22 protein-coding genes are annotated in these 23,452 nt (G+C 39.7%); 19 read left to right on the forward strand and 3 right to left on the reverse strand.

The genetic code is table 11. The annotated features are described in order from the left end of the window. Positions 1 to 4 precede the first annotated feature (4 nt). The 10 genes from NG833_RS10160 to wecB all read left to right on the forward strand — a co-directional run bounded on the left by NG833_RS10160 (position 5) and on the right by wecB (position 11,527). Positions 5 to 1,237, forward strand: a complete 1,233-nt coding sequence (locus NG833_RS10160; RefSeq protein ID WP_254565179.1) for an NAD-dependent epimerase/dehydratase family protein — start codon at positions 5 to 7, stop codon at positions 1,235 to 1,237. After that, positions 1,227 to 2,021, forward strand: coding sequence for a bifunctional 2-polyprenyl-6-hydroxyphenol methylase/3-demethylubiquinol 3-O-methyltransferase UbiG (locus tag NG833_RS10165; protein ID WP_254565180.1), 795 nt, complete (start codon positions 1,227 to 1,229; stop codon positions 2,019 to 2,021). Before NG833_RS10160 ends, NG833_RS10165 begins: the two co-directional genes overlap by 11 nt. A 22-nt stretch (positions 2,022 to 2,043) precedes the next feature. Further along, positions 2,044 to 2,790: a cephalosporin hydroxylase family protein gene (locus tag NG833_RS10170; RefSeq protein WP_254565181.1), complete on the forward strand. Its 747-nt coding sequence runs from the start codon at positions 2,044 to 2,046 to the stop codon at positions 2,788 to 2,790. A gap of 95 nt (positions 2,791 to 2,885) precedes the next feature. After that, entirely contained in the window at positions 2,886 to 4,400 is a 1,515-nt protein-coding gene (locus NG833_RS10175; protein ID WP_254565182.1) for a lipopolysaccharide biosynthesis protein, read from the forward strand. Between the two features lie 268 nt (positions 4,401 to 4,668). Next, complete coding sequence (locus NG833_RS10180) at positions 4,669 to 5,934, forward strand: glycosyltransferase family 2 protein (protein ID WP_254565183.1); 1,266 nt, start codon at positions 4,669 to 4,671, stop codon at positions 5,932 to 5,934. Between the two features lie 189 nt (positions 5,935 to 6,123). Continuing rightward, on the forward strand, positions 6,124 to 6,861 hold the full coding sequence (locus NG833_RS10185; protein WP_254565184.1) for an FkbM family methyltransferase: 738 nt from the start codon (positions 6,124 to 6,126) through the stop codon (positions 6,859 to 6,861). Positions 6,862 to 6,938: 77 nt separating this feature from the next. Beyond that, positions 6,939 to 7,844, forward strand: a complete 906-nt coding sequence (locus tag NG833_RS10190) for a glycosyltransferase family 2 protein (RefSeq protein WP_254565185.1) — start codon at positions 6,939 to 6,941, stop codon at positions 7,842 to 7,844. Between the two features lie 37 nt (positions 7,845 to 7,881). Then, positions 7,882 to 9,180: a hypothetical protein gene (locus tag NG833_RS10195; protein ID WP_254565186.1), complete on the forward strand. Its 1,299-nt coding sequence runs from the start codon at positions 7,882 to 7,884 to the stop codon at positions 9,178 to 9,180. Between the two features lie 136 nt (positions 9,181 to 9,316). After that, complete coding sequence (locus NG833_RS10200; protein WP_254565187.1) at positions 9,317 to 10,432, forward strand: glycosyltransferase family 4 protein; 1,116 nt, start codon at positions 9,317 to 9,319, stop codon at positions 10,430 to 10,432. A 15-nt stretch (positions 10,433 to 10,447) separates the two neighbouring features. Continuing rightward, positions 10,448 to 11,527: a non-hydrolyzing UDP-N-acetylglucosamine 2-epimerase gene (wecB, locus tag NG833_RS10205; protein WP_254565188.1), complete on the forward strand. Its 1,080-nt coding sequence runs from the start codon at positions 10,448 to 10,450 to the stop codon at positions 11,525 to 11,527. 44 nt (positions 11,528 to 11,571) lie between these two features. Here the strand turns inward: wecB and NG833_RS10210 are convergent, their stop codons facing one another. After that, positions 11,572 to 12,660: a hypothetical protein gene (locus NG833_RS10210; protein WP_254565189.1), complete on the reverse strand. Its 1,089-nt coding sequence runs from the start codon at positions 12,658 to 12,660 to the stop codon at positions 11,572 to 11,574. A 224-nt stretch (positions 12,661 to 12,884) separates the two neighbouring features. Here NG833_RS10210 and NG833_RS10215 point away from each other — a divergent pair, with 224 nt between their 5' ends. The 4 genes from NG833_RS10215 to NG833_RS10230 all read left to right on the forward strand — a co-directional run bounded on the left by NG833_RS10215 (position 12,885) and on the right by NG833_RS10230 (position 17,111). Then, entirely contained in the window at positions 12,885 to 13,784 is a 900-nt protein-coding gene (locus NG833_RS10215; protein ID WP_254565190.1) for a transposase, read from the forward strand. A gap of 276 nt (positions 13,785 to 14,060) precedes the next feature. Continuing rightward, the gene (locus NG833_RS10220; RefSeq protein ID WP_254565191.1) at positions 14,061 to 15,287 is read left to right on the forward strand and encodes a glycosyltransferase family 4 protein; all 1,227 of its coding nucleotides are present in this window, start codon (positions 14,061 to 14,063) and stop codon (positions 15,285 to 15,287) included. Further along, complete coding sequence (locus NG833_RS10225) at positions 15,284 to 16,168, forward strand: SDR family oxidoreductase (protein WP_254565192.1); 885 nt, start codon at positions 15,284 to 15,286, stop codon at positions 16,166 to 16,168. The genes NG833_RS10220 and NG833_RS10225 overlap by 4 nt, the downstream gene beginning before the upstream one ends. Before the next feature lie 187 nt (positions 16,169 to 16,355). Continuing rightward, on the forward strand, positions 16,356 to 17,111 hold the full coding sequence (locus tag NG833_RS10230) for a glycosyl transferase family 4 (RefSeq protein WP_309143845.1): 756 nt from the start codon (positions 16,356 to 16,358) through the stop codon (positions 17,109 to 17,111). Positions 17,112 to 17,256: 145 nt separating this feature from the next. On the opposite strand, the gene NG833_RS10235 is transcribed toward NG833_RS10230, so the two are convergent. Together NG833_RS10235 and NG833_RS10240 are read right to left on the reverse strand one after the other, a co-directional pair. Next, the gene (locus NG833_RS10235; RefSeq protein WP_254565193.1) at positions 17,257 to 18,465 is read right to left on the reverse strand and encodes a transposase; all 1,209 of its coding nucleotides are present in this window, start codon (positions 18,463 to 18,465) and stop codon (positions 17,257 to 17,259) included. Further along, complete coding sequence (locus NG833_RS10240) at positions 18,353 to 18,940, reverse strand: IS607 family transposase (RefSeq protein ID WP_254565194.1); 588 nt, start codon at positions 18,938 to 18,940, stop codon at positions 18,353 to 18,355. Before NG833_RS10240 ends, NG833_RS10235 begins: the two co-directional genes overlap by 113 nt. A 500-nt stretch (positions 18,941 to 19,440) precedes the next feature. On the opposite strand from NG833_RS10240, the gene NG833_RS10245 reads away from it, so the two are divergent. From NG833_RS10245 to NG833_RS10265, 5 genes are all read left to right on the forward strand, one after another. Next, positions 19,441 to 19,710 (forward strand): hypothetical protein, encoded by a 270-nt coding sequence (locus tag NG833_RS10245; protein ID WP_254565195.1) that lies wholly within the window; start codon positions 19,441 to 19,443, stop codon positions 19,708 to 19,710. A 547-nt stretch (positions 19,711 to 20,257) separates the two neighbouring features. Continuing rightward, positions 20,258 to 20,704, forward strand: a complete 447-nt coding sequence (locus NG833_RS10250) for a DUF29 domain-containing protein (RefSeq protein ID WP_254565196.1) — start codon at positions 20,258 to 20,260, stop codon at positions 20,702 to 20,704. A 189-nt stretch (positions 20,705 to 20,893) separates the two neighbouring features. After that, positions 20,894 to 21,538 carry a phosphoribosyltransferase gene (locus NG833_RS10255; protein WP_254565197.1) on the forward strand — a complete coding sequence of 215 codons (645 nt, stop codon included), beginning with the start codon at positions 20,894 to 20,896 and terminating at the stop codon, positions 21,536 to 21,538. Between the two features lie 365 nt (positions 21,539 to 21,903). After that, positions 21,904 to 22,908 carry a glycosyltransferase family 4 protein gene (locus NG833_RS10260; RefSeq protein ID WP_254565198.1) on the forward strand — a complete coding sequence of 335 codons (1,005 nt, stop codon included), beginning with the start codon at positions 21,904 to 21,906 and terminating at the stop codon, positions 22,906 to 22,908. Between the two features lie 57 nt (positions 22,909 to 22,965). Further along, entirely contained in the window at positions 22,966 to 23,202 is a 237-nt protein-coding gene (locus NG833_RS10265; protein WP_254565199.1) for a hypothetical protein, read from the forward strand. The last annotated feature ends 250 nt before the right edge of the window (positions 23,203 to 23,452 follow it).

Consider the following 23,452-nt stretch of genomic DNA (forward strand, 5'->3'; position numbering starts at 1 on the left):
ACCGATGCTTGGTACTGCCGCTGCCAGTGCGGTTGGTGATCTATCAGGTATTAATATCGTTGACGTTCGTGATTTGGTTGACAAATCTGGAAACACAGTTGAGGTGATTAGCGAAAAAATACAGCAGGGAATTCAGGCGATCACTGAAGGTAAGCCTACTGTTATCTGCTGCGATTATGGGATGTCTCGGAGTAATGCGATCGCTACAGGGATCCTTACAAGGCTAGAGCAAATATCTTTTGATAATGCTTTACACAGAGTTCAGGAAGCCACAGGTGAAGCACAAATTAAACTAGATCCTCTCAATGCAGTACGTGAGGCTTTAGGGTTGTTGCGGCATAAAATAGATAATGACAATAGTGAGTATCAATCAATTCTCATAACTGGTGGTCATGGATTTATAGGGACTGCCTTACGAACATCTCTATCTAATAACAATGAATTTAGAGTTATTGCACCTAATCGTGAGCAGATTGATATCAGCACTGGGAGTACAAAGCTAGATTTAATTGTAAATGAAGAAAATATTGATTGCATAGTTCATCTAGCTAATCCCAGGATATACACATCAAATGTAGCGATGGGGCAATCAATAACAATGCTTCGGAATGTAATTGATGTTTGCCTGTCTAAAAATATCAACCTTATATATTTATCTAGCTGGGAGATTTACTCGGGTTATGCAGGTGTGATTTTGGCGAATGAATCTACACCTGCTCACCCTAAAGGTCCCTATGGAGAGACAAAGTATCTTGCAGAAGTCTTAATCGATCATTTTCGACTTAATGGAGGATTAAAATGTACAATTCTTCGATCTAGTCCAGTTTATGGTATTGGCAGTGATAAACCTAAATTTATCTATAATTTTTTGGACAAGGCAAGAAAAAATCAATTGATAAAAACTCACCGTTATAAAAATGGTAATCCAGCTTTAGACTTGCTTCATATTGATGATTTGGTTTCAGCCATAATTGCTACACTGAATAGTAACTTTATTGGTAATTTGAATTTGGGTACTGGCATCATCACTTCCACATTTCAAATTGCAGAAATGATCAGAGATTGGATTGATAGCTCTAGTCCTCTTGAACAGATTTTAATTAATTCTTATACAGCATCAATTTCAATGAATTTTAATTTGGCTCAATCACATCTCGATTGGCAGCCAGTCATATCCTTTGAAAAAGGTCTTAGTCAATTGTTATCCGATAGTGATGGGGGTGAAAATGAATATTGAGATTGAGAAGGAAAAAAAACTACAAGAAACTTTTACTTGGGCACGGTCTAAAATGTTTGCTGACTATAATGGTATCCTTGGATACTATCAAGCCAAATCTTGCTTAGAATATGCTCGTGGTCGTAGTCTTTTAGATATGCCTTGTGGTGATGGTACATTGACATCACTTTTGTCCAATGCTTTTGAAACTGTAGTTGGAATTGATGCCTCAAGTCAGCATCTTGCCTTGGCTAAAATAAACTTGCCTAATGCCCATTTTCACGAAGCTTTAATCGAAGATTTTGACACAACACAGAAATTTGACACCATAACCATGCTGAACATTCTTGAGCATGTAGTTGATCCAATTACAATTCTTCGTAAAGCAGTCAGTTTACTTAATGACGATGGAGTTTTGATTGTTCATGTTCCTAATGCCAACGCTATAAATCGTAGGCTTGCTGTCTTAATGGGGACCCTTACCCACTGTGAAGAATTATCTCCTTTTGATATTCAAGTTGCTGGACATCGACGCTCATACACTTTGAAAACACTGCTGGCTGATATTAAAGAAGCCGAGGTAACTGTTGTTGCAACTGGAGGAGTGTTTTATAAATCTTTATCTACCCCACAAATGAACTGGTTCTTAGAAAATGGACTATGGAAAGAAGGTGGATTTGGATGGGGAAGAGTTGGCTCTGAGGAGAAGGATTGGAAATCTGAGTTTTGTCGGGCATCATATGAGCTAGGCAAACAACATCCAGAAGATTGCAATATCATCTACGCTTGCATGACTAAGCAATAATTTAATTTAAAAGGCAAATTGAGTGAATCCCTTAGAAGATTTTAAGCGTCAAGTTGAAAATAATATCGCAGGACTGAGTGCAGACAGAGATATTCAAGCTCTTTCTCGTATATGGTCGCGTGAGACTAATCAGAATCGCTACACCTATAATTTTTCTTGGCTCGGTCGTCCTATAATTCAGTACCCCCAAGACATAGTAGCGATGCAAGAATTGATTTGGGGGGTGCAGCCAGATCTAATGATTGAAACTGGTATTGCTCATGGTGGTTCATTAATTTTTTTAGCTTCCATGCTAGAGCTAAATGCGATCTGTGGCGGTCCTCAAGATGCTGAGGTATTGGGGATAGATATTGACATTCGTCAACATAATCGTGAGGCAATACAGGATCACCCCATGTTTAAGCGCATCTCAATGATTCAAGGTTCTAGCATTGCTCCTGAAATTATTGAGCAAGTAAAAGCGAAAGCCGCAAGCAAGAAAAAAATTTTAGTCTCCCTGGATAGCAACCATACCCACGATCATGTTCTGGCTGAACTAGAAGCTTATGCACCATTAGTTTCAGTGGGAAGTTATTGTATTGTCTTCGACACACTAATCGAAGATTTGCCTGATGAGATGTTTGGCGATCGGCCTTGGGGCGTGGGCAATAATCCTAAAACTGCCGTCTGGGAATATCTCAAAACCCACCCCGAATTTGAAATTGATAAAAGCATTCAGCACAAACTGTTGATTACCGTAGCTCCAGATGGTTACTTAAAACGGGTCTAGTAATGTGAAATCCATTCCTCTCAAAAAGCTGAATCAATTATGCGGAATCTTCGGGGTGATAATTTTCAATATATTTCAGAGTTTATCTGAATTAAATGCTTAAACGTAATTTAATTGCCAATTACCTGGGTCAAGTTTGGAATGCCTTGATGGGACTGGCTTTCCTCCCCCTATATATTCATTACATTGGTATTGAGTCCTATGGGTTAATTGGTTTATTTGGAGTGATAACTGCTTCGTTGAGTCTCTTGGATATGGGTATGACCCCAACCCTCAGCCGAGAAATGGCCCGTTTTACTGGGGGTGAACATACTCCTGAGTCGATCAGAGACCTTCTTCGCAGTATTGAAATCATTACCTTTTCCATTGCTGCTGTAATTGCCGTTACCCTTACCCTGAGTTCCCATTGGTTGGCGAGTTCTTGGCTTCAGGCTAAGGACCTACCTGTAGCAATAGTGTCTCAATCTTTTAGTATTATGGGATTAGTTGCAGCCCTGCGCTTTGTGGAAACGATTTACCGCAGTAGTTTAGTGGGTCTACAACGGCAAGTTTTGTTCAATGCAATCAACAGTTTCCTGGCTACCCTGAGAGGTTTGGGGTCAGTGGCAATTTTAGCCTGGTTTTCTACCACTATTCAAGCCTTTTTTCTGTGGCAAGGCTTAGTTTCCATAGTGACTCTGGCTACTTTGTCCTGTACAATATACAGCATTTTACCCAAAGCCAAGCGCCCAGGACGGTTTTCTTGGCAAGTCTTACGCCAGATTTGGGGTTATGCGGGAGGCATCATGGGCATTACTTTTCTGTCTATGTTGCTCACTCAGGTGGATAAAGTTTTGCTATCTAAGCTCTTAACACTGACTGAATATGGCTATTATACTTTAGCAGCAACCGTGGCAGGGGCTTTGTATATGCTAATCAGTCCGATCTCGCAAGCTTGGTTCCCTCGTCTAACTCAACTCTTTGCCGCTGAAGACTTCCCTAAGTTGACTCGGACTTATCATCAAGGAGCCCAGTTAGTGACAGTGGTGTTGGGAACCTCCGCCCTAGTCTTGATATTTTTTTCGGAAACCTTTCTACAACTTTGGACTCAAAATTCTGAACTGGCCCAGCATACTGCTCCTTTGCTCAGACTTTTGGTACTAGGGAATATGCTCAACGGCCTAATGTGGATTCCCTATCAAACCCAACTTGCCTATGGTTGGACTAGACTAGGGTTACAAACTAATATTGTGGCAGTCTCCTTCATTGTTCCCGCTATTTTGTGGATGACTCCCCGTTATGGTGCAGTGGGAGCAGCCTGGGCATGGGTTAGTCTTAATGCAGGTTATGTTTTGATCGGGGTACATTTCATGTATCGTCGAATCCTCAAAACTGAGAAATGGCTATGGTATCGAGAAGATGTGGGTTATCCCCTTATCTCTGCTCTGAGCGTCGTTTGGATAATCCGTTGGTCATTACCTGTTCCAGATGTTTGGTTATTTCAACTGGGAATATTATTTTTAACTTTTTTCTGTACATTTTGTGCAACCTTTTTGTCCGCGAACAGGGTAAGGGAAAAAGCAAAGGCGATTTTTGTGAATTCGTTAAATGCTTTAACAGCTAGAATCTAAGATGATGATTATGAGTAAGACCAAAGATAAAATCAAAGCTAACACACAAAAAACTCTAGTTACTACTTGAATATCTACTTACAATCGGGTGAAATATATACATATCGCGCTAAAAAGCATTTTAAATTAATCATGTAAAAGCACATATGCGGTAGCCTTCAAATATTGACCCCAATTAAATGTGGTTTTAAAAAATTAAATGTTTTGTTGGCGATAAACATGATCAGCTTGAATTTCTTAAACTAATTAAAGGGGAAATAGATTCATTATGTCAAATCCACGTTTTAGTATAATAATCCCTACTAAAGAAAGGCATGAAACTCTGTTTTATACATTAAGAACTTGTCTTAATCAATATAGTTTTGACAACTACGAAATCATTGTATCTGATAATTTTAGCTCTCCATCTACTAGAGAAGTAGTTAATTCCTTAAACTCACCAAATATAAAATATATTCGTTCAGATGAACCTTTGGCAATGAGCAAAAATTGGGAATTAGGTGTTTCTCAGGCATCAGGTGAATATTTAATTGTAATTGGTGATGATGATGGATTATTGTTTCATGCTCTTTATCAATTAGATCGGCTATTAAAAGCTCTAAATCTTAAAGCTATTAGATGGAACCGAGTTTATTATAGATGGCCTAATTCCCCGGATAAGCCTAACAACTTGAGAATTCCAATTGAACAAATTAATCATATTTTGCCAGGGAAAAAAATCATCCAGAAAGTAGGTAATTATAAATTAAAGTATGATTTTTTACCTATGCTATATAATTCAGCGATCCATAGAGATTTAGTTCAATTGTTAATAGAAAAAAGTGGTCGAATCTTCAGTTCTCAAACCCCTGATATTTACTCTGGTTTTGCCTTTGCATATTTGAGTGATAAGTATGCTTCTCTAGGCATTCCCATGAGTATCAATGGAGGTTCCGCTAAAAGCAATGGATTATCTTTTAAGATTTTTGGGGAAGGTAATGCAATAACGGAAGATTTTAAAATGCTTAATGAAAAGTTTGGTTATAAGTGGCATCCTGAAATCCCTAATCTTAAATTGATTCCTGCTGCTATCGCAGAATCTTTTCAACAATGCAAAGAGTTTTTATTTAAATCATCAAGTAGTTTAAATGTGAATAAACAAATGCTATTAAAGAATTGCATAACATCTATGCCGGCATCCACTGAAGAAGAGTGGGTAAATAACCTAAACACCATTAAAAAATCATTAGATTATGATTTAAAGTTACAAAAATGGTTTGAATTCAATTTATTCAATTCCCCTTATCCTAATTTCAACAAAAACCAAGAAAATTTTAGCGTTAATCATTCAGAATATCCTCAAGGTTTTATTGATGGATGGCTGCATTTAGATGCATCTCATTTTGGAGTTTATAATGTATTTGAAGCGGCAAAGCTATGTGAAAATCTTATGGGATATCAAATGATGAATTATCAGTGGGATAATAAAACAAAAGTTTATAAATCTTTATTAAAAATGGGGGCACGCAATATAAAGCGAGAACTTTTTATTTAAAATAAAAATAGCAGTCTTAAATCCATTAACCATTGCTACATTTTTACAATGTTGAAATCTTGTCGTTGAAAACACCTTCCTCGGTTTCGTCGGTAAAGTCGTTCGATACTTATATATAACTTTTTATGTTATCAATTTAAACTATTTATACCTTTAATATAAAATATTCAATTACAGGAGATTAATTCAATGATAAAGAAAAAAATAAGAAATTTTTTAAGAAATAAAATCCGTGTTGAAATCAAAAAATTTAATCTGGTCAACTCTGAGTTTGCTAGGCTACAGTATTTTTTTCACCAGAATAACATCGATCTGGTACTTGATGTGGGGGCTAGTACAGGCGGATATGGTTGTTTGCTTAGAGAACTAGGTTTTACTGGACGAATAGTTTCTTTTGAACCTTTATCTGATTCCTATTCAAAACTAAAGAAATTGAGTGAGTTAGACTCTTTATGGGAAGTAGCACCACGAACTGCAATAGGTAATATGAATGGAGACATAAAAATTAATATTGCTTCTAATTCATCCAGCTCTTCAGTCTTAAATATGTTAGATTCTCATGTTAATGCCGCTCCAGGCTCGAAATATTATGAATCTGAAATCGTTCAAGTGACTAAACTCGATACAATTGCCCCTGATTATTTCCAAAGCAGTCAGTCAATTCTTTTGAAAATAGATGTGCAAGGGTATGAAAAGCCAGTTCTTGAAGGAGCTGAGAAAATCTTAGAAAAAATTAAAGCGATTCAAGTTGAGTTGTCATTGCTACCTCTATACCAAGATCAAATTTTATGGATAGAAATGATTCAATACTTAGAAAATTTGGGCTATCAGCTCTATAACTTTCGCCCTGTCTTGATCGATAGCTCAGGGAAGCTTTTACAAGTTGATGGCTTGTTTATAAAAGAATTTCAAGAGCTTAACGAATAGAAAAAATCATCAACATATCTTAAAAAAGATTTTGATAATTTAATCAGCAAAGATAGACACAAACTAATAAAATTTTTATGAGTAAAAATTCAAAAATTCAATTGGCAATAATTATACCCCTTTATAATAGATTTACTCATATTTATGACTTACTTCAATCCTTAAACTTTCAAAAATTTACCGATTTTCAAGTAGTTGTGGTAGATCATGGTACAGAAGATTTTAGGGTTGATTATAACAATTATAAATTTAATATCAGTATCATTAAAGCTAGTTCTAACCTTTGGTTTACAGGGGCAACTAATACTGGAATTAGATATGTACTAAATTCTGAACCACAAGTAAATTTTATTATGATTATGAATGATGATATTCATGTCAAAAATGAAAATTTTCTACAAACCTTTGTAAATGAATCAAAAGACGATGCCATAATTTCTTGTATGGCGATCAATTCTGAGACTAAAAAAATTGTTTATGCTGGTCTGAAACTCAGACGTTTCCAATGTTTTTATGACACCTCTTATAAAGGTTTAAATTTAGAACAAATAGAAGATAAAATTTACTGTGACGTTTTACCTACTCGGGCAACTTTAGTTCCTATTGCCGTTATAAAAAAAATTGGGTTTCTCAACGAGGAAAAATTGCCTCAGTATGGATCTGATTATGAATGGACAAGCCGAGCTAAAAAACAACAGATTGATTTAATAATGCTTACTTCTACTTATATAAAAACTCAAATATCTAGTAATAGAGTTAGTGGAAGAAACCTTTACTCAGCTAAAAATAAGTTTAAATGTTTTTTAAATGACTTGTTTGATCGGCATCAGTCAGGCAATGTTTATGATATAACTAATTATTCATTTTTGGTGTTTAATTGGCCCTATGCATTTTTTTTTGTTAGCTTTGGTTTGTTAAAAAAAATATTAGGTTTTGTAATTGTCAATTATTTCAATTACAATCCTAAACATTTTTCATCTTGAATAAGACTGTATTAATTTTATGCTTTTATTTACAATAATGAATAAATTTTCTGCACAAAATACCAATAAACTCTATGTAGTTTTAACCTCCTTAGTACCTCTTTTGTTAGTTTACCTCCCGAAAACTCCGATTTCTGGTTCTCAATTTATTATTTATCCTTTACTAGCTCTTCTTTTTTCATCTATTATTTTTTGGATTTCAATTAAAAAAAAACTGTTTATTGTTTTTAAGGTAAAATTTTTGATAGTTCTTTTTTTATTATATGACCTAATTTTGGTAATATCTTTTCTGATTAATACCAATGAATTGCGTAGTACAGCCCCACTAGAATTATTTCGTCCTTTACTTTTAGTTATTTTTTTATTGTATGGCTATTCCATAGCTCGTTTAGGGAATAAAAATTCTTTAGAAGAAGGTCTACTTATAGCTGCTTATACAATTATTCTGGGACAATTTATTCTGGGGGTTTTCCAGGCATTAGGACTTAATTATTTTAGTGTTTTATACTCGGCAGAAAAAAGTAGAGAGTTTGGCTTAATTTTTAGGGTTACAGGAAGTCTAGGAAATCCTAATAATATGGCATGGGTTGTTTCCAATTCAGCCATGATAGTAAGTTTTTTAGGGCATAAAAATAAAAAGCTATATTGGTTGTTTTTAATGATTGCATTCATAGTAGTAGTTATGTCTTCATCTCGGACTATAATTTTATTGTTTCCACTTATGATTATTTCTAGTATATTTTTAGCAAGTAAAAGTAATTATAAAAATTTACGTGCTTTAATTATTATTGGTTTATTTATATCAATATCTATATTTTTAATTTTTGTATTAGGTTCACAATATTTTCCCTATCTTTCTCAGTTAAAACTTGTTGTTAAATCAGGAAATCTTATGTCTATAAATTCGTTTTCACTTCGAGTAATCCACTGGGAAAATGTTTATCAAGAATTTTCTTCAGCCGGATTATTAAGGGAGTTTTTCGGATTGGGTTCTAGACAAATTGTCAGAACTGTAGATAATGATTTCTTATATATTTTATATAGAGTTGGGTGGGTTGGTTTATCGATTCATTTATTTATCAGTCTTTACTCTTTTATCATATTTCAAAAGTCCAAAGTTAAAAATATTGCAGCTATAGGTAGGCACTATTTATTTTTTGCATTAGTTTTTGGACTCGTTGCGGAGACCCTTGCTAGTTGGTATCAACCTCTCTTATTGTTTTTTATATTAGGTCTTAATATTGGTTGTTCAGAAAAATCAAAAAAAATTCTAAAATTTTCTAATTTACATTCACAAATACAACCCAGCCAAATTTATTTTAAAAATATTTCATAGCTAATAGACTTATTCCATAATTCTGTCAATCCACCGATCCTCGATGAGGGGGTTAATCCGGTATTTTGCCAAAAGATATAATATACTGGCTTCCATTAGCTCATATTTTAATTTATCAATCAATCTTGTAAATTCTATGGTTTCAAAAAAAGTTGTTCATTTAACTTCTGTACATCCTCCTTTTGACACAAGAATTTTTCATAAAGAATGTAAAACTCTTGTAAAAAAAGGTTATGAAGTAGTTCTAATTGTACCGCATACTCAAGATGAAATCGTAGAGGGTGTCAAGATAATAGCCATAAAAAAAAATGAAACCCGTATAAATCGCATAACCAATACAGCGTGGCAAGTATTTAAAACTGCTTTGAGAGAAAACGGGTGTATTTATCATATTCACGATCCTGAACTATTACCTTGGGCGCAAATTTTACGAATGACAGGTCGCTCTACAATTTATGATATGCATGAAAATGTTCCCAAATCTTTACTAACTAAGAGTTATATCTTTCCTTTTATCCGTCCGTTTGTTGCTAAAGCATATAGATTACTAGAAAAATTATTAATGTTTCATTTGCCTGTTGTATATGCTGAGACTTCATATCAAAAAGATTATTTATGGATAAACCAATATGAAACTGTATTAAATCTGCCGATTGTAGAACAGTTTTTAAATATTAATAACCCCAAAAATTTGCTTCCGACGGTTGCTTATTTAGGTGGAGTCACACCTGAACGTGGTAGTTTGATTACATTAGACGCTTTACATAATTTAAAAGAGAAAGGATATAAGGTAGCTTGGCAGTGCTTAGGTCCTGTGAGTTCATCTCATAAGTTAGAACTAATACAATTATCTCAAAACTATGGTTTGGATGCTATATACATCGCTGGATATGTTCCAGCAATGGAAGGTTGGAGAACCATAGCTCAATGCTCCATTGGCTTGGCGGTTTTACAACCTATTCCTAATTATATTGAGTCCTACCCAACCAAGATGTTTGAATATATGGCACTCGGCTTACCTGTTGTTGTTTCTAATTTTCCACTCTATGCCGAGGTTGTACAGTCAGCCAACTGTGGCTTATGTGTGGATCCTACGAAACCGCAAGAGGTTGCTGAAGCTATACAGTGGCTAATTGAACATCCTCAAGAAGCTGAAGCTATGGGTCAACGTGGAAAAAATGCTGTTTTGGAAAAATATAATTGGCAAACAGAAGCCCAAAAGCTGTTTGATTTTTATCAAAAACTCACTTAATCGGGATATCTTGCTGTGAAGATTGTAACTGTTGTGGGAGCTAGACCACAGTTTGTTAAAGCTGCCACTGTCTCCAGGGTTATTCGCTCTACCGAAGGATTAACAGAGATATTAGTTCACACGGGACAGCATTATGACGCCAATATGTCTCAAGTCTTCTTTACGCAGATGCAGATTCCTCAACCTAACTATCATTTAGGAATAGGTGGGAGTTCACATGGAGCCATGACTGGGCGAATGCTGGAAAAAATTGAAGAGGTGATTATCAAAGAAAAACCTGATGTTCTTCTGGTGTATGGAGACACTAACTCAACTCTGGCAGGTGCTTTAGCTGGAGTTAAGGTGCATATTCCTGTTGCTCATGTGGAAGCAGGGCTGCGATCTTTTAATATGAATATGCCAGAAGAAGTTAACCGAGTGTTAACTGACCAGATTTCTAAGTGGTTACTTTGCCCTACTGAAACGGCTGTTAAAAATTTACAAAATGAAGGTATAGTTGCAAGAACTCAAGCACTAATCTCTAATGTCGGAGATGTGATGTATGATGCCGCACTGTTTTATAGTGAAATTGCCAAACCAACAGATGCCATATCTTCACTTATTCAGCAACTGAGCGGCAACTTTTATTTGGCAACAGTGCATAGAGCAGAAAATACGGACGACTCAGTTCATTTTAGTAACATCATGGATGCTCTAAACACTATTTCTGAAACTACTGCTGTAGTTTTGCCATTACATCCTCGAACCCGTAAGCTACTGAGAATTGATTATTGCTCTCAAGTTAGGCTAATAGAGCCAGTGGGTTATTTTGATATGATTACCCTACTCTCGAATTGCAAAGGAGTGTTTACAGATAGTGGCGGGTTGCAAAAAGAATCTTTTTTCTTTAAAAAACCTTGTGTTACGTTACGCAATGAGACTGAATGGTATGAGTTGATAGCGGGTGGATACAATATTTTAGCTGGAAATCAAGTTGATAAAATCCTAGCGGCGGAAACATTCATTCAAAAAACTATTATAAATGAAGTACCACCATTATATGGAGAGGGAAATGCCGCTGAAAAAATTGTTGAAGTAATTAATAAAATGATGTAAATTTTATTTCCACTAAGTAAGAATGAATTGAATATGTGGAGATTTTATCTAGAGTTTGTCAGGGTTCGGATTTCATAGATGTGGACAGCATAATCACCAAAATTATCTTTAAAACTTCCGCCTAGTGCTATAAACGATCTGTTTTCTCCCCAAACTCTAACTAAAGCCATACTTGCAAGCTCTTTCATAGTAATGTTAACATCCACGTTCCCCAAAGCATGATGTATCCCGACTAGAACGTAGTTACCCGTCTGACGACTTTGATAAACACCAACTTCTACGTCGTCCCTGTCTGTTGGTGCTTTTTTTACTACTAAAGTTGAGTGAATAGCACCAATGTAATTGTTGAATTCTTGTATGATCGGAGTCAGTACAGAGTTAATCCAAGATTGATTAGAACGATAGTGAGAAAAAAATAAAAACCCTTGACTCCCCGCCAATCGAGCGGTATAAAGCATATATCTTTCTTCTGCTTTTGTGGGTAAACGCCAATTCTTAGAACTTTCTTCTCGTTGTGGTTGTTTGCCCATGCCTTGTAAAACGAACCAAAATTCTTTGCCGTTATTGATAGCCAAAGGAGCATACCTTTCTAAAATACTTTTGAAGTTAAGGTTGTTTAAATTGGTGAATTCTTCCGAATTGTAGAGGATAGGATATAAAGGATATAAAACAATATCCAATACCTCTTTGTAATCACCCGACACTCTTGCTGGCTGAGTAGTAGCTAAAACAACTGGATGAATTGGATCTTCGGTTTTGATTGTTTCGTAGATTGTTTTTAGTTTCTTAGCAGATACTCCATGAATTTCAGGTTCGTCATAGAGATACCAGCCAAATAGTGCTGGATGTTCCTTGAAAGTACGAATAAACTCTATTGCGGCATCAGTATCTTCATTCTGTACAATAGAACGATAAATATCTAAAACAACCTTTACACCTGCTTTTTCAGCGGCATCCAGATAATTGCTAATTCTTTCGTAATTAGTATTAATAATGTAAGGAAGCAGTATATTTACCCCCTCTCTTGAAACTTTTTCGGGTGTTCTAGTCGCCGTGATTGTGTCATACCAACCAACCGGAAACTCAGGGAGACGAGGACTTACTACATCTGGTGTGGCTACATCTGTTGTCATTCCTAAGACCCTCATTTTTTTGCTTGCGAAGCTAGAGACCAGAGAAAATACTATTAATATAATAAACATTAGAACAATTATTTTACTTTTTGACTTGTTCATATTCACCTTAATTATTAAAAATCCTAAAGATTCAATTTGCTGATAATTTCATCCATAAAAAGACATCTCCAAAAATTACAGGATATGCTATAATAAGAGCGACCTTTATTTTTTGTCCTGCCATGAGCGTAATTCTAAAACATATTGAAGACCACCCGGATTTAACCCCGAGGCTTGTAGGAATAACTTATGAGCAGTTACAAGACTTGTGGAGGGCAGCGGACATTGTACACCTCCAGAAAAAAGCGTACGCCGAGCGGTTAAAAACGACCAAGAATGTCAAAAGGGCAGGTCGGAAAATCACGTTACCAATTCAAGAACAAATTCTTATAACTTTGTTGTATCTTTACCAACATCCTTCCTTTCTGTATGTCGGAGCTCAATTTGGAGTTTGTGAATCTACAGCTAACACCATCTTTTGGTATTGCCTGCCAATTTTAAATGAATTATTACCTCCCAGCATTTTAGAACAGGTCAAAAAAAAAGTGGGAGACCTAGAAGTAGTTCAAGAAATACTCACGGTTCATGAGTTAACAGTAGATAGCACTGAACAACCCATAGAACGCCCCACTGACAACGAAGAGCAAAAAGAACATTTTTCAGGAAAAAAGAAAACTCATACTCTTAAAAACCAGGTAATTGTTCTCCCAAAAGGTGAAGATATTGTGGATATAAAAATTGGAAAAAAAGGACCAGTTAGTGACATCAAAATATTTAAAGAGCAGCAAAAAAAATTTGACCCTAATCAAAAGTTTAAAGGGGACAAGGCTTATGTTGGAGGATTCCAAATCTCCACTCCTCATAAAAAACCTAAAAATCAAGAACTAAGCCTCGAACACAAAGAAGAAAATAAAGTTTTTTCGTCTAACCGAATTTTTGTAGAACATCTAATTAGAAGACTAAAAAATTTCCGGATTGCTGCCGAAAGATTTAGACTAAGGCGCTCAAATTATGAATCTGTTATTTCCAGCGTATGCGGCTTGGTAAGATTACGAATAGGAGCCTTAATTTTACCTACTTAAACCTTAAAAGTTGTCAACTGCATATACCGACTAATGAGCGAGAATGATTTGCGTATTTTTAACTCAAATCGCCTTAAACCCTTATGTTTTCGTAAAAATTAAATGCAAATGAAAAGTAACTCGTAATCCTAGAATTCTTGCCAGGTGAGGTTTCGTAATTTTTGGAGATGTCTAAACAGCAAAATCCGCACAAACAGACCAAATATACCTTAGTATAAGGGTTCTCTTAACTAAGAAACTTGGATGAAACCCATCTGTAATTAATTATAAAATATAGTGACTCATCGTATTTGGATTATAAATCAATTTGCTAATACACCAGATGTACCAGGCCATACTCGCCAGTATGAATTTGGTATATTTTTACTCAAACAAGGCTGCAAGGTCAAGATTTTTGCCTCAGACTACAACTTAGGCAAGAGAGAGTATTTAAAACTAAAGTTTCCGCAACTATGGCAAAAAGATGATATTCAAGGTTTAGACTGGAATTGGTTATATGCAACTCCATATAAAAGCAATAACTGGCAACGGATAGTTAATATGTTGTCATTTTGTCTGAACTTGTTTTTCATAGGGTTGATCAAACCTAAACCCGATCTCATTATTGGTTCTTCTCCACAAATTCTAGCCGCTTTTACCGCTTGGATTTTAGCTAAACTGCGCGGAGCTAAATTTTATTTTGAAGTTCGTGATTTGTGGCCTCAAGCACTAATTGAACTAGGGGGAAAATCGCCTGGTAGTTTACAAGTTCGCTTGTTAGCTTGGATAGAAAGTTGGCTGTATCGAAAAAGCGATCGCGTTATCGTGATTGTAGCTGGCTGGGTTAACTATGTTCAAGAACGTGGGGCTTTACAAGTTTGTTGGCTACCCAATGGCCCCGATATCGATCAATTTAAAATTACTATCTCTCCAGAAGAAGCGAAAGCTCAATATCAAATAGAATCCGAACGATTTTGCTTAATGTATGCTGGCGCTCACGGGACTTGCAATGCCTTGGAAACTATTGTTGAAGCTGCACGTTTACTGGAACAAAGCCACCCTGATAAGTTTGTAATTGTATTAGTAGGAGATGGACCCGAAAAAATAAAGTTAATGGAACAAGGCACAAATATCAAAAGTTTGGAATTTAGATCACCAATTCCAAAAACCGAAATTTCTAGCTTACTTCAAGCAGCTGACGGTTTGATTCTCACACTTAAAGCCTTGCCGATGTTTGAATATGGAGTTAGCCCAAACAAACTTTATGATTACTATGCTGCTGGTAAACCTGTATTGGTTTCGGTTGGTGGAGCAGTAAATGAAGAAATACAAAAACATCAGATCGGCCTTACTTGTATTCCTGAAAATGCCAAAAGTTTGGCGAATGCAATCATAACATTGGCAGATATGCCCCTGAATGAACGTAACGCAATGGGTAAGCGAGCGGAAGCTTTGGTAGCGTCAGCCTACTCACGTAAAATAGTGGCACAAAAACTTTGGAATCTAATTCAGGAAGATTTATGAGTGTTAAAATTCTGTTGACTGGGGCAACTGGATTCACAGGTGGTTTTGTATGTGAGGAACTATTGAAGCGAGGCATACAATTTGATTGTCTCGTCAGATATTCTTCTAACACTGAAACATTAAAAAATCTTGTAATTGAGTTAGTAGAGGGCGATCTAAATGATATTGAGTCGTTACGCCGAACTTTTTCAGGATATCAAACCTTAATTAACGTGGCTTCTCTTGGATTAGGAACCGGCCCTAGTATTGTAAGAGCCTGTCAAGAATCTGGAATTAAACGAGCAGTGTTTGTTAGCACCACAGCCATTTTCACCAAGCTGAATGCTCAGAGCAAAGTTGTTCGTCAAGCGGCTGAGGATGCTATTCGGCAAAGTGATTTAAACTACACGATTCTCCGTCCAACAATGGTTTACGGGACACCAGGCGATCGCAATATGATTCGATTGCTGCGTTTTATACAACGTTTCCCAATTATTCCTATTTTCGGTTCTGGGCAATCTTTACAACAACCTGTTCATGTAGAAGATGTCGCTTGGGCAATTGGCGAAGTTCTTGATAAAGAAATAACTTTTCGACGAGATTACAATATTTCTGGAGGACAAGTTCTCAGCTACAATGAAGTGATTCAACTTGCAAGTCAATCTTTGGGAAAATCCATTAATACTATACATTTACCTGTAAATCTCTCACTATCTTTGATTAAACTTGCAAATAGTATCGGGATAAAAACTCCTGTCACTACTGAGCAAATTTTAAGGTTAAATGAAGATAAAGTATTTGACCATAATCCGGCTAAAATAGACTTTAACTATTCACCTCGGTCTTTTGTAGAAGGGATTGCTCAAGAAGTGGCTTTGATGTCAGCAGTCGAAGTATCGTAACTGCCAAAATATGATGTTATGGCTAATTTAATTAAAAACTCCTAGGCCGATCGCTCCCCCTCAACACCCCCACCATCGATCGCCTTCTGGGTTCCCTCGTAGTCGATAGCAGCAAAATCCGCAACACCCTAAACTGGCAACCACCATTTACGATAGATGAGGGTCTCCAGCAAACTTTGCGTCCATAATGCAACTCCCAATTCTATCTCTAATCACCTTCCTCCTCAGCCTCCTCACTACAGGCTGGCTCAAACAACGCTTCAGCCAAAACCTCCTAGACATCCCCAACGATCGCAGTTCCCACAGCCAACCCACCCCACGGGGCGGCGGCTTAGGCTTCATCATCGCCTTTGTCGCCATCACCCTCTCAACCCCTATCTTCTCAACCTACTTCCCCAAGCTTTTCCCAGAAAACCTCTTCCCCCTCACCCCTCCCCAAACCTTCTTACTGCAACTTTGGGCCATCCTCACTCCCCTGGCCCTCATCGGCATCCTGGACGATAAGCACAACCTCCCCGCCAGTATCCGCTACCTAGTCCAACTCACCTGCGCCAGTATCGCCATCTTCTGTTTCGGCCCTTTTTCCCAACCCTGGCTTACCCCCTGGGGAACAGCGGGCCACATCATCGCCATCCTCCTCACTCTGATTGCCATCACCGCCCTGATAAACTTCTACAATTTCATGGACGGCTTAGATGGCTTAGTCGCAGGAGTCACCACCGTGCAACTCGGCTTCCTCGCCCTCTACCTCAACCAACCCCTCTGGTGGCTCCTCGCCGCTGCCCTCCTCGGCTTCTTATGGTGGAACTGGTCCCCGGCCAAAATCTTCATGGGGGATGTGGGCAGTACGGTCTTAGGGGCCGCCGTCGCCAGAGTTAACCCGGTATCTTTTAATCGCGCTTACTCCATCACTCTCCACTGTTCCTTGGGCCGGGTAAAATAAAATCAACAGATTATTACCCTGATACGACACAGAAGAATCCCTATCCAACTTTGGTTAGAACAAGCGATCGCGCATCCGCGCCGCTTCGCGATCGCCTCCTAGGTTCCCTCGTCGTGGATAGCAGATACATTTAACCCGGAAAAATCTAGCAATAGCCGGAAGTTTCTGAGTATGGCACCATTTGGAATGAGGTAATCACGCCATTGGTGGAGGTATCTCTCAAAGCCTTCAACAAAATGTTAAAGGCGCCATTAATATCACGTCCTATCCTGTGACCACAATTAGGGCAAACAAATTGTTTGTTGCCTCCTAGCTTGGTGTGAATATGACCACATTTTGAACAGGTTTTGCTGGTGTACTCTTCCGTTACGTCTACTACAACACAGCCATACTTAGCTGCTTGATGCTTCAACAAAGTCTTAAAACGGTAATGAGCATAAGTCACCATTGCGCGTGCCGTTTTCGTCGCCAAGCGTCGTTTTCCTCGCTTGACCATATTTTTCACTTCAAACTTGGGCAAAAATACTACTTTATACTTAGTGCTAATGTAATTAGCTGCTTTTTTGTGGACTTCATCAACCAAGTTACGGATTTTGATTCTGATTTTTTGGGCAGCTTTACGCAACCGATACCGTAAGCGTTTAAATTGATGTCCTTTGGCTAGACCAATCCGAGACATTAACCTATCGAGGTGGTAAGCCAATCGGTAAATCCGCCCCATGTCCGACTTGCCAATTTCCCAAATTTCTTGCCCGTCAAACCCAGTTAGAAATGTCCTTACCCCTGGATCGAGGGCGATGGCTAGATCGCTGTTTAGTGGTTCTAGCGATAGCGCATCTATGGCATAACAGATAAACCAGCGTCCTCTATCTAGTACCAAGGTGGGTTCGTGGTGCATCTTGTCGATAATTGGCTCACTTGCTTTGAACCTTAATCCCTTGGTCTGCGTCGGATAAAATGTCCCATTTTTCCAATTATCTTTTTGAAATCGGATAGACTTAACAGGTTCGCGTACAGACCGAAACTTAGCATCTCCCCCTGATTTTCTTGCTGCTTTGTGCGCATCATAAGCTTGGAATACCGCCAATTGGCGTGGGTTATATGGGGTTTGGCTAACCCAAGATGGAGCCATATCCATGACCATTTTCCGTAAGTCATATTTGCCAATCCTCTTAGTTTTAAGTATGAATAGGGCTTGATTGAAGCACCATCGGGCAGCGGATATCCATTGAAACCACGTCTTAGCCAAGGCTGTCTCTGGGTAAATCCGAATCTTCTTTGATAACAGACTTGTATTTCCTGAGTCCGTACAATCGACAACTGAAGACGTGGACAATGGCAAGGATATCTTCAACCATTTCTCGTTCTGGAGATAAGTCACTTCGGTTGAGAACCACGAGTTGGCAATTTTGCTGTTGACAGAACCATTCGATGAGGTCAAAACCGAACCGAACGAGTCGATCTTTGTGGCAGACCACAACTTCTCTGACGTTTCCTGACAGAACTTGTCCCAAAAGGGAAAGTAATCCTTTGCGTTTGTAGTTGAGTCCGGAGCCGATGTCTTTGATAATGAGTCCGTCTGTGAACAGGGATTGCAGGTAATCCGCTTGTCGTTCAAGGTCTGATTTTTGTTTGTACGAGCTAACTCTGGCGTAAAGGATTCTGATTCTGGTATCGCCTTCTGGATTGACAACGGAATCGATATCGTACCGTCGATGACCTGTAGGAGTTCTAATTGTGCGTATTTTTCCGTCTCTATCCCAGTTTCGCAGTGTTCTTTCTGAGACTTGAAGGATTTGAGACGCTTCCCTCGGTGTTGCATATTTCATGGTTGTTGTTTGACAATAGTCAATATACTACCATAACTGGACAAATATTTCCAGTAATTTCCGGAAATTACCTGTTAATCCCCCTCTAATCAGCAACAGCAAAATCCGCAACAGCCTAGGCTACATTAAACTTAGGGAACTCCAAAAAATAAAATCTCCAAAACGTTCGTCCGTAGTGACGGCTCAACGGAATAGCCCCGTCAGTGTAGGGGCGCAAGCATTGCGCCCCAGGGGCGCAAGCATTGCGCCCCTACAGATACCTTCCTTTCAGTTGAACGGTTGGATGATACCAAATCCGGTTGTTAAAAGTCGGTTTACTCTTCAGCCCGCGCAGGCGGGCTTCGTCTGTGTAGCCCCACCCTTGAGGGTGTGGGTTTTTATAGACCTTTGACAACCGGATTCCGTATGATTTATATTTTGCAATCCCCTTATCGCGATATAATCATAGTAACCGTCATCCAAAACTTGCCTTTCTGCACCTTCCATGAATGAGGCTATAAATGAATATTTCCGAAGTTCAAGCTCTAGTTAAATATATTTCCAATGCCCAAGGGGAAAAAACTGAAGTAATTATTCCAATCGAAGTTTGGAACAGTTTGTTGCAAAAAATTACCTCAATCGAACGCTATTCAACCCTCAGTGGACTCAGCCCCGTTGATGAAAATGAGCCAAAAACTCAGATTCTAGCTGACTTACAAGAGTCTATTCGCGCAGCCAGAGCCGGAGAAACTTACCCGATTTCCCAATTATGGGAAGACTTGGATAGTTGATTATGGCAGAAGTTCGTTTTACCGCACCTTTTCAACGTCGTTTCAAGGCTCTCTCTAAACGTTATCGTAAAATTCAGGAAGATATTCGACCCATAATTGAGACTTGAGAAACCGGAGAAATTATCGGCCAACAAATTGCCGGTACTGATTTTACCCTGTTTAAAGTTAGGGCAAAAAATAGCGATATTCCCACGGGCAAAAGTGGTGGATACCGATTAATTTATCAATTATCTGCACCTGAATGTATTTTACTACTGTTAATATAGGCCAAATCCGACCAAGAAGATGTCACTCTAGCAGAAATTGAAGAGGCGATTTTGAATGCTTAATTTAGATACCGATTGATAATACTAATGATACCAAATCCGGTTGGTCTTTTAGCCCGCGCAGGCGGGCTTTGTCCTGTGAGCCTCCACCCTTGAGGGTGTGGGTTTTTATAGACCTTTAACAACTGAATTCCGTATGAATTGATTCTATCCCTTGGGCAACCTAAAATAAAATCAGAACCTTATCCCGTAAAGCTTTCAAAATAACTTGGGGGATAAAAATGAAACCAACATTACCCTTATACGACACAGACTACCAACTTTGGTTAGAGCAAACCATCGCCCAGTTGCAAACCCAGGATTTCAGTGATATCGACCTAGAGAATTTAATTGAGGAGATAAAAAGTTTAGGGAAAAGAGACAAACGGGCGATTTGTAGCGACCTGATGCGACTGTGGGAACACTTGCTCAAAGTCAAATATTGGCAACAAGAACGAGAATCTTGTATCCGAGGTTGGACATTAGAGATTAGAAATTTTCGCTTGCAGATTCAACTCATCCTCAAAGATAGTCCCAGTCTCAAAAACTATCTCCAGGAAAATTTTATTGAGGAATACCAGAATGGGCGAAAGCTATTTCTGGATGCCACAGGTCTCAATGCAGACCTCATTCCCGCAGACCCTTGTTTCAGCCTAGAGCAAGTTCTGGATGAAAATTGGCTACCATAGGGGGTTGTTTCAAGGGACAAGAAACCGGGTTTCTCATGGAAAATTTGGGGTGGGTGGCGACAATTCTGGCCAGAAACCCGGTTTCTCAAGATTAAGCGCTATTCAGTAGAGGTTGTTGAGCTAATGACAGTTGTGCGATTTCCTTGGGATGAATTTCCATCAGTATGGATTCACGCCCCAGAATTAGCGGTGAAAAAGCATTTTGCTTACAGTGCAGCCAAATCAGGAGACCCTAATGCTGCATATCAGTTGGTCAATGAAATGCTTTCAGAAAAGGTAGTGGAACAGTTAGCATCTACATTTGCAGGCATCCCGATGACATTAGTTTCAGCCCACGCAATTGAGAATGTCGGTGTGAACGCAATTCCTGAAGCATTAGCAAATTCCCTAGCTCAGAACTTACAGTGGCGGGCGGACAGCGGCATCGTTCAAACCAATATTGTCGCCCATACAGGAGCCGATGGGTTTTCTCGGCTTGCCCGACAAGCTAAGTTTGAGGGAGCAGTTATCCCAAACCAATGTTATCTTTTAGTTGACGACTTTGTAGGACAAGGTGGAACCCTCGCCAACCTCCGCTCTCATATTATTCAGGGCGCAGGAAAGGTCATAGGCGCAACGGTCTTAACGGGCAAACCCTATTCAGCCAATCTTGCTTTAACAGAATCCACTCTTGATGCACTGAGGTTAAAACATGGATGCGAACTTGAACAATGGTGGCAAAACCGATTCGGCTTCAACTTTGACTGCCTTACAGAGTCTGAAGCACGTTACTTGCTCAAAACCCCGATCGCTGACCGAATCCGAGATAAAATTACTCAGGCAGAGCAAAGTTGAAATCGCCATGCGGGTGAATGAGCTTTGGGAGTTAAATAAAGCGAAAAAAGATTAGTATCGGGTCAGAAACCGGGTTTCTCCTGGAAAATTTGGGGTTTTTGGCGACAATTCTGGCCAGAAACCCGGTTTTTAAAAATCTGTTGGATAGGAAGCCGAAGGTGTAATCGAGCGATTCACCGTTCGGTAGTTCACACAATCCCTCCGCGACAGACTAACTTACTGAAAAGGAATTAATTTTTGCAAAGTAGCGATTCCTGTGAGGGCTCCGCTGCTCGGAATCGCACGATTTGTCACTGTAGAGGGTAGGAACATCATCTTCCCCTGTCCTCTCCCTAGAGGGCTTCTCAAACCAGCTAAAGTCCATAATGCAACTGCCAATTCTATCTCTAATCACCACCCTCCTCAGCCTCCTCACCACAGGCTGGCTCAAACAACGCTTCAGCCAAAACCTCCTAGACATCCCCAACGATCGCAGTTCCCACAGCCAACCCACCCCAAGAGGCGGCGGCTTAGGCTTCATCATCGCCTTTGCCGCCATCACCCTATCAACCCCTCTCTTCTCAACCTATTTCCCCAAACTTTTCCCAGAAAACCTCTTCCCCCTCTCCCCTCCCCAACCCTTCTTACTGCAACTGTGGGCCATCCTCACTCCCCTCGCCCTCATCGGCTTCCTGGATGACAAACACAACCTCCCCGCCAGTATCCGCTACCTAGTCCAACTCACCTGCGCCAGTATCGCCATCTTCTGTTTCGGCCCTTTTCCCCAACCCGGGCTCACCCCCTGGGGAACAGGGGGCGGCATCATCGCCATCCTCCTCACCCTGATCGCCATCACCGCTCTGATTAACTTCTACAACTTCATGGACGGCTTAGATGGCTTAGTTGCCGGAGTCACCACGGTGCAACTCGGCTTCCTCGCCCTCTACCTCAACCAACCCCTCTGGTGGCTGCTCGCCGCTGCCCTCCTCGGCTTCCTATGGTGGAACTGGTCCCCGGCCAAAATCTTCATGGGGGATGTGGGCAGTACGGTCTTAGGGGCCGCCGTCGCCATTGCCCTGCTCAACGCAGACCAGCCCCTCCCCGCCTGGACCGCCCTCGCCATCACCCTCCCCCTCACCGCAGACGCTATCACCACCCTAGTTCGCCGCCTCATCCGCCGGGAAAACATCTTCAAAGCCCACCGGAGTCACCTCTATCAACGATTGCAGCAAGCTGGGTGGAGTCATAGTCAGGTTGCCAGTACCTATATCGGCTGTACTCTGCTGATTGCCTTGAGTATTCTGCTTTGGGGTGGCGTGGGGGCCGGGATGGGGTTAGCCCTGGTGGGGGTGGGGATGGTAGGGGGAGAAGTGTATTTGGGGAAGGGGTAATTTCTTGACCTGCGATCGCTCCGGCAGAAGAACCCCACCCTAACCCGGACCGATGCCTTGGGGAGGGGACCGGAGGCGGAAAATAAGGGTCAGAAACAGGCGATCGCTACGGCAGAAGAACCCCACCCTAACCCGGACCTTGCTAAGGGGAGGGGACCGGAGGCGGAAAATAAGGGTCAGAAACAGGCGATCGCTACGGCAGAAGAACCCCACCCTAACCCGGACCTTGCTAAGGGGAGGGGACCGGAGGAGGTGCTCTTAAGGGTAACAAACCTACTGTTGTCAGAGGGATAATTTCGGTGCCAGAAACCGGGTTTCTCATGGAAATTTGGGTGGGTGACGAGAATTTGGGTCAGAAACCCGGTTTCTCCACTTGAACTCTCTTCATTCTAGGATGGGGACCTTAGAAGAATTCAAGAAGGGGCGATCGCCTGTTCCCGGATGAGAATCCCTGACTGAAAGGAGCCTTAAGGGAACTCCAAAAAATAAAATCTCCAAAACGTTCGTTCGTAGTGAATGCTCAACGAAGTCAATGTAGGGGCGC

This window comes from Oscillatoria sp. HE19RPO (genome assembly GCF_024220515.1).
Lineage (GTDB): Bacteria > Cyanobacteriota > Cyanobacteriia > Cyanobacteriales > Laspinemataceae > Laspinema.

Bases quoted from the DNA above. Each gene is read 5' to 3' on its own strand.
- NG833_RS10160 (WP_254565179.1), top strand. From the start codon at position 5: ATGCTTGGTACTGCCGCTGCCAGTGCGGTTGGTGATCTATCAGGTATT.
- NG833_RS10165 (WP_254565180.1), top strand. From the start codon at position 1,227: ATGAATATTGAGATTGAGAAGGAAAAAAAACTACAAGAAACTTTTACT.
- NG833_RS10175 (WP_254565182.1), top strand. From the start codon at position 2,886: ATGCTTAAACGTAATTTAATTGCCAATTACCTGGGTCAAGTTTGGAAT.
- NG833_RS10180 (WP_254565183.1), top strand. From the start codon at position 4,669: ATGTCAAATCCACGTTTTAGTATAATAATCCCTACTAAAGAAAGGCAT.
- NG833_RS10185 (WP_254565184.1), top strand. From the start codon at position 6,124: ATGATAAAGAAAAAAATAAGAAATTTTTTAAGAAATAAAATCCGTGTT.
- NG833_RS10190 (WP_254565185.1), top strand. From the start codon at position 6,939: ATGAGTAAAAATTCAAAAATTCAATTGGCAATAATTATACCCCTTTAT.
- NG833_RS10195 (WP_254565186.1), top strand. From the start codon at position 7,882: ATGAATAAATTTTCTGCACAAAATACCAATAAACTCTATGTAGTTTTA.
- NG833_RS10200 (WP_254565187.1), top strand. From the start codon at position 9,317: ATGGTTTCAAAAAAAGTTGTTCATTTAACTTCTGTACATCCTCCTTTT.
- NG833_RS10210 (WP_254565189.1), bottom strand. From the start codon at position 12,660: ATGACAACAGATGTAGCCACACCAGATGTAGTAAGTCCTCGTCTCCCT.
- NG833_RS10215 (WP_254565190.1), top strand. From the start codon at position 12,885: ATGAGCGTAATTCTAAAACATATTGAAGACCACCCGGATTTAACCCCG.
- NG833_RS10225 (WP_254565192.1), top strand. From the start codon at position 15,284: ATGAGTGTTAAAATTCTGTTGACTGGGGCAACTGGATTCACAGGTGGT.
- NG833_RS10230 (WP_309143845.1), top strand. From the start codon at position 16,356: ATGCAACTCCCAATTCTATCTCTAATCACCTTCCTCCTCAGCCTCCTC.
- NG833_RS10240 (WP_254565194.1), bottom strand. From the start codon at position 18,940: ATGAAATATGCAACACCGAGGGAAGCGTCTCAAATCCTTCAAGTCTCA.
- NG833_RS10245 (WP_254565195.1), top strand. From the start codon at position 19,441: ATGAATATTTCCGAAGTTCAAGCTCTAGTTAAATATATTTCCAATGCC.
- NG833_RS10250 (WP_254565196.1), top strand. From the start codon at position 20,258: ATGAAACCAACATTACCCTTATACGACACAGACTACCAACTTTGGTTA.
- NG833_RS10260 (WP_254565198.1), top strand. From the start codon at position 21,904: ATGCAACTGCCAATTCTATCTCTAATCACCACCCTCCTCAGCCTCCTC.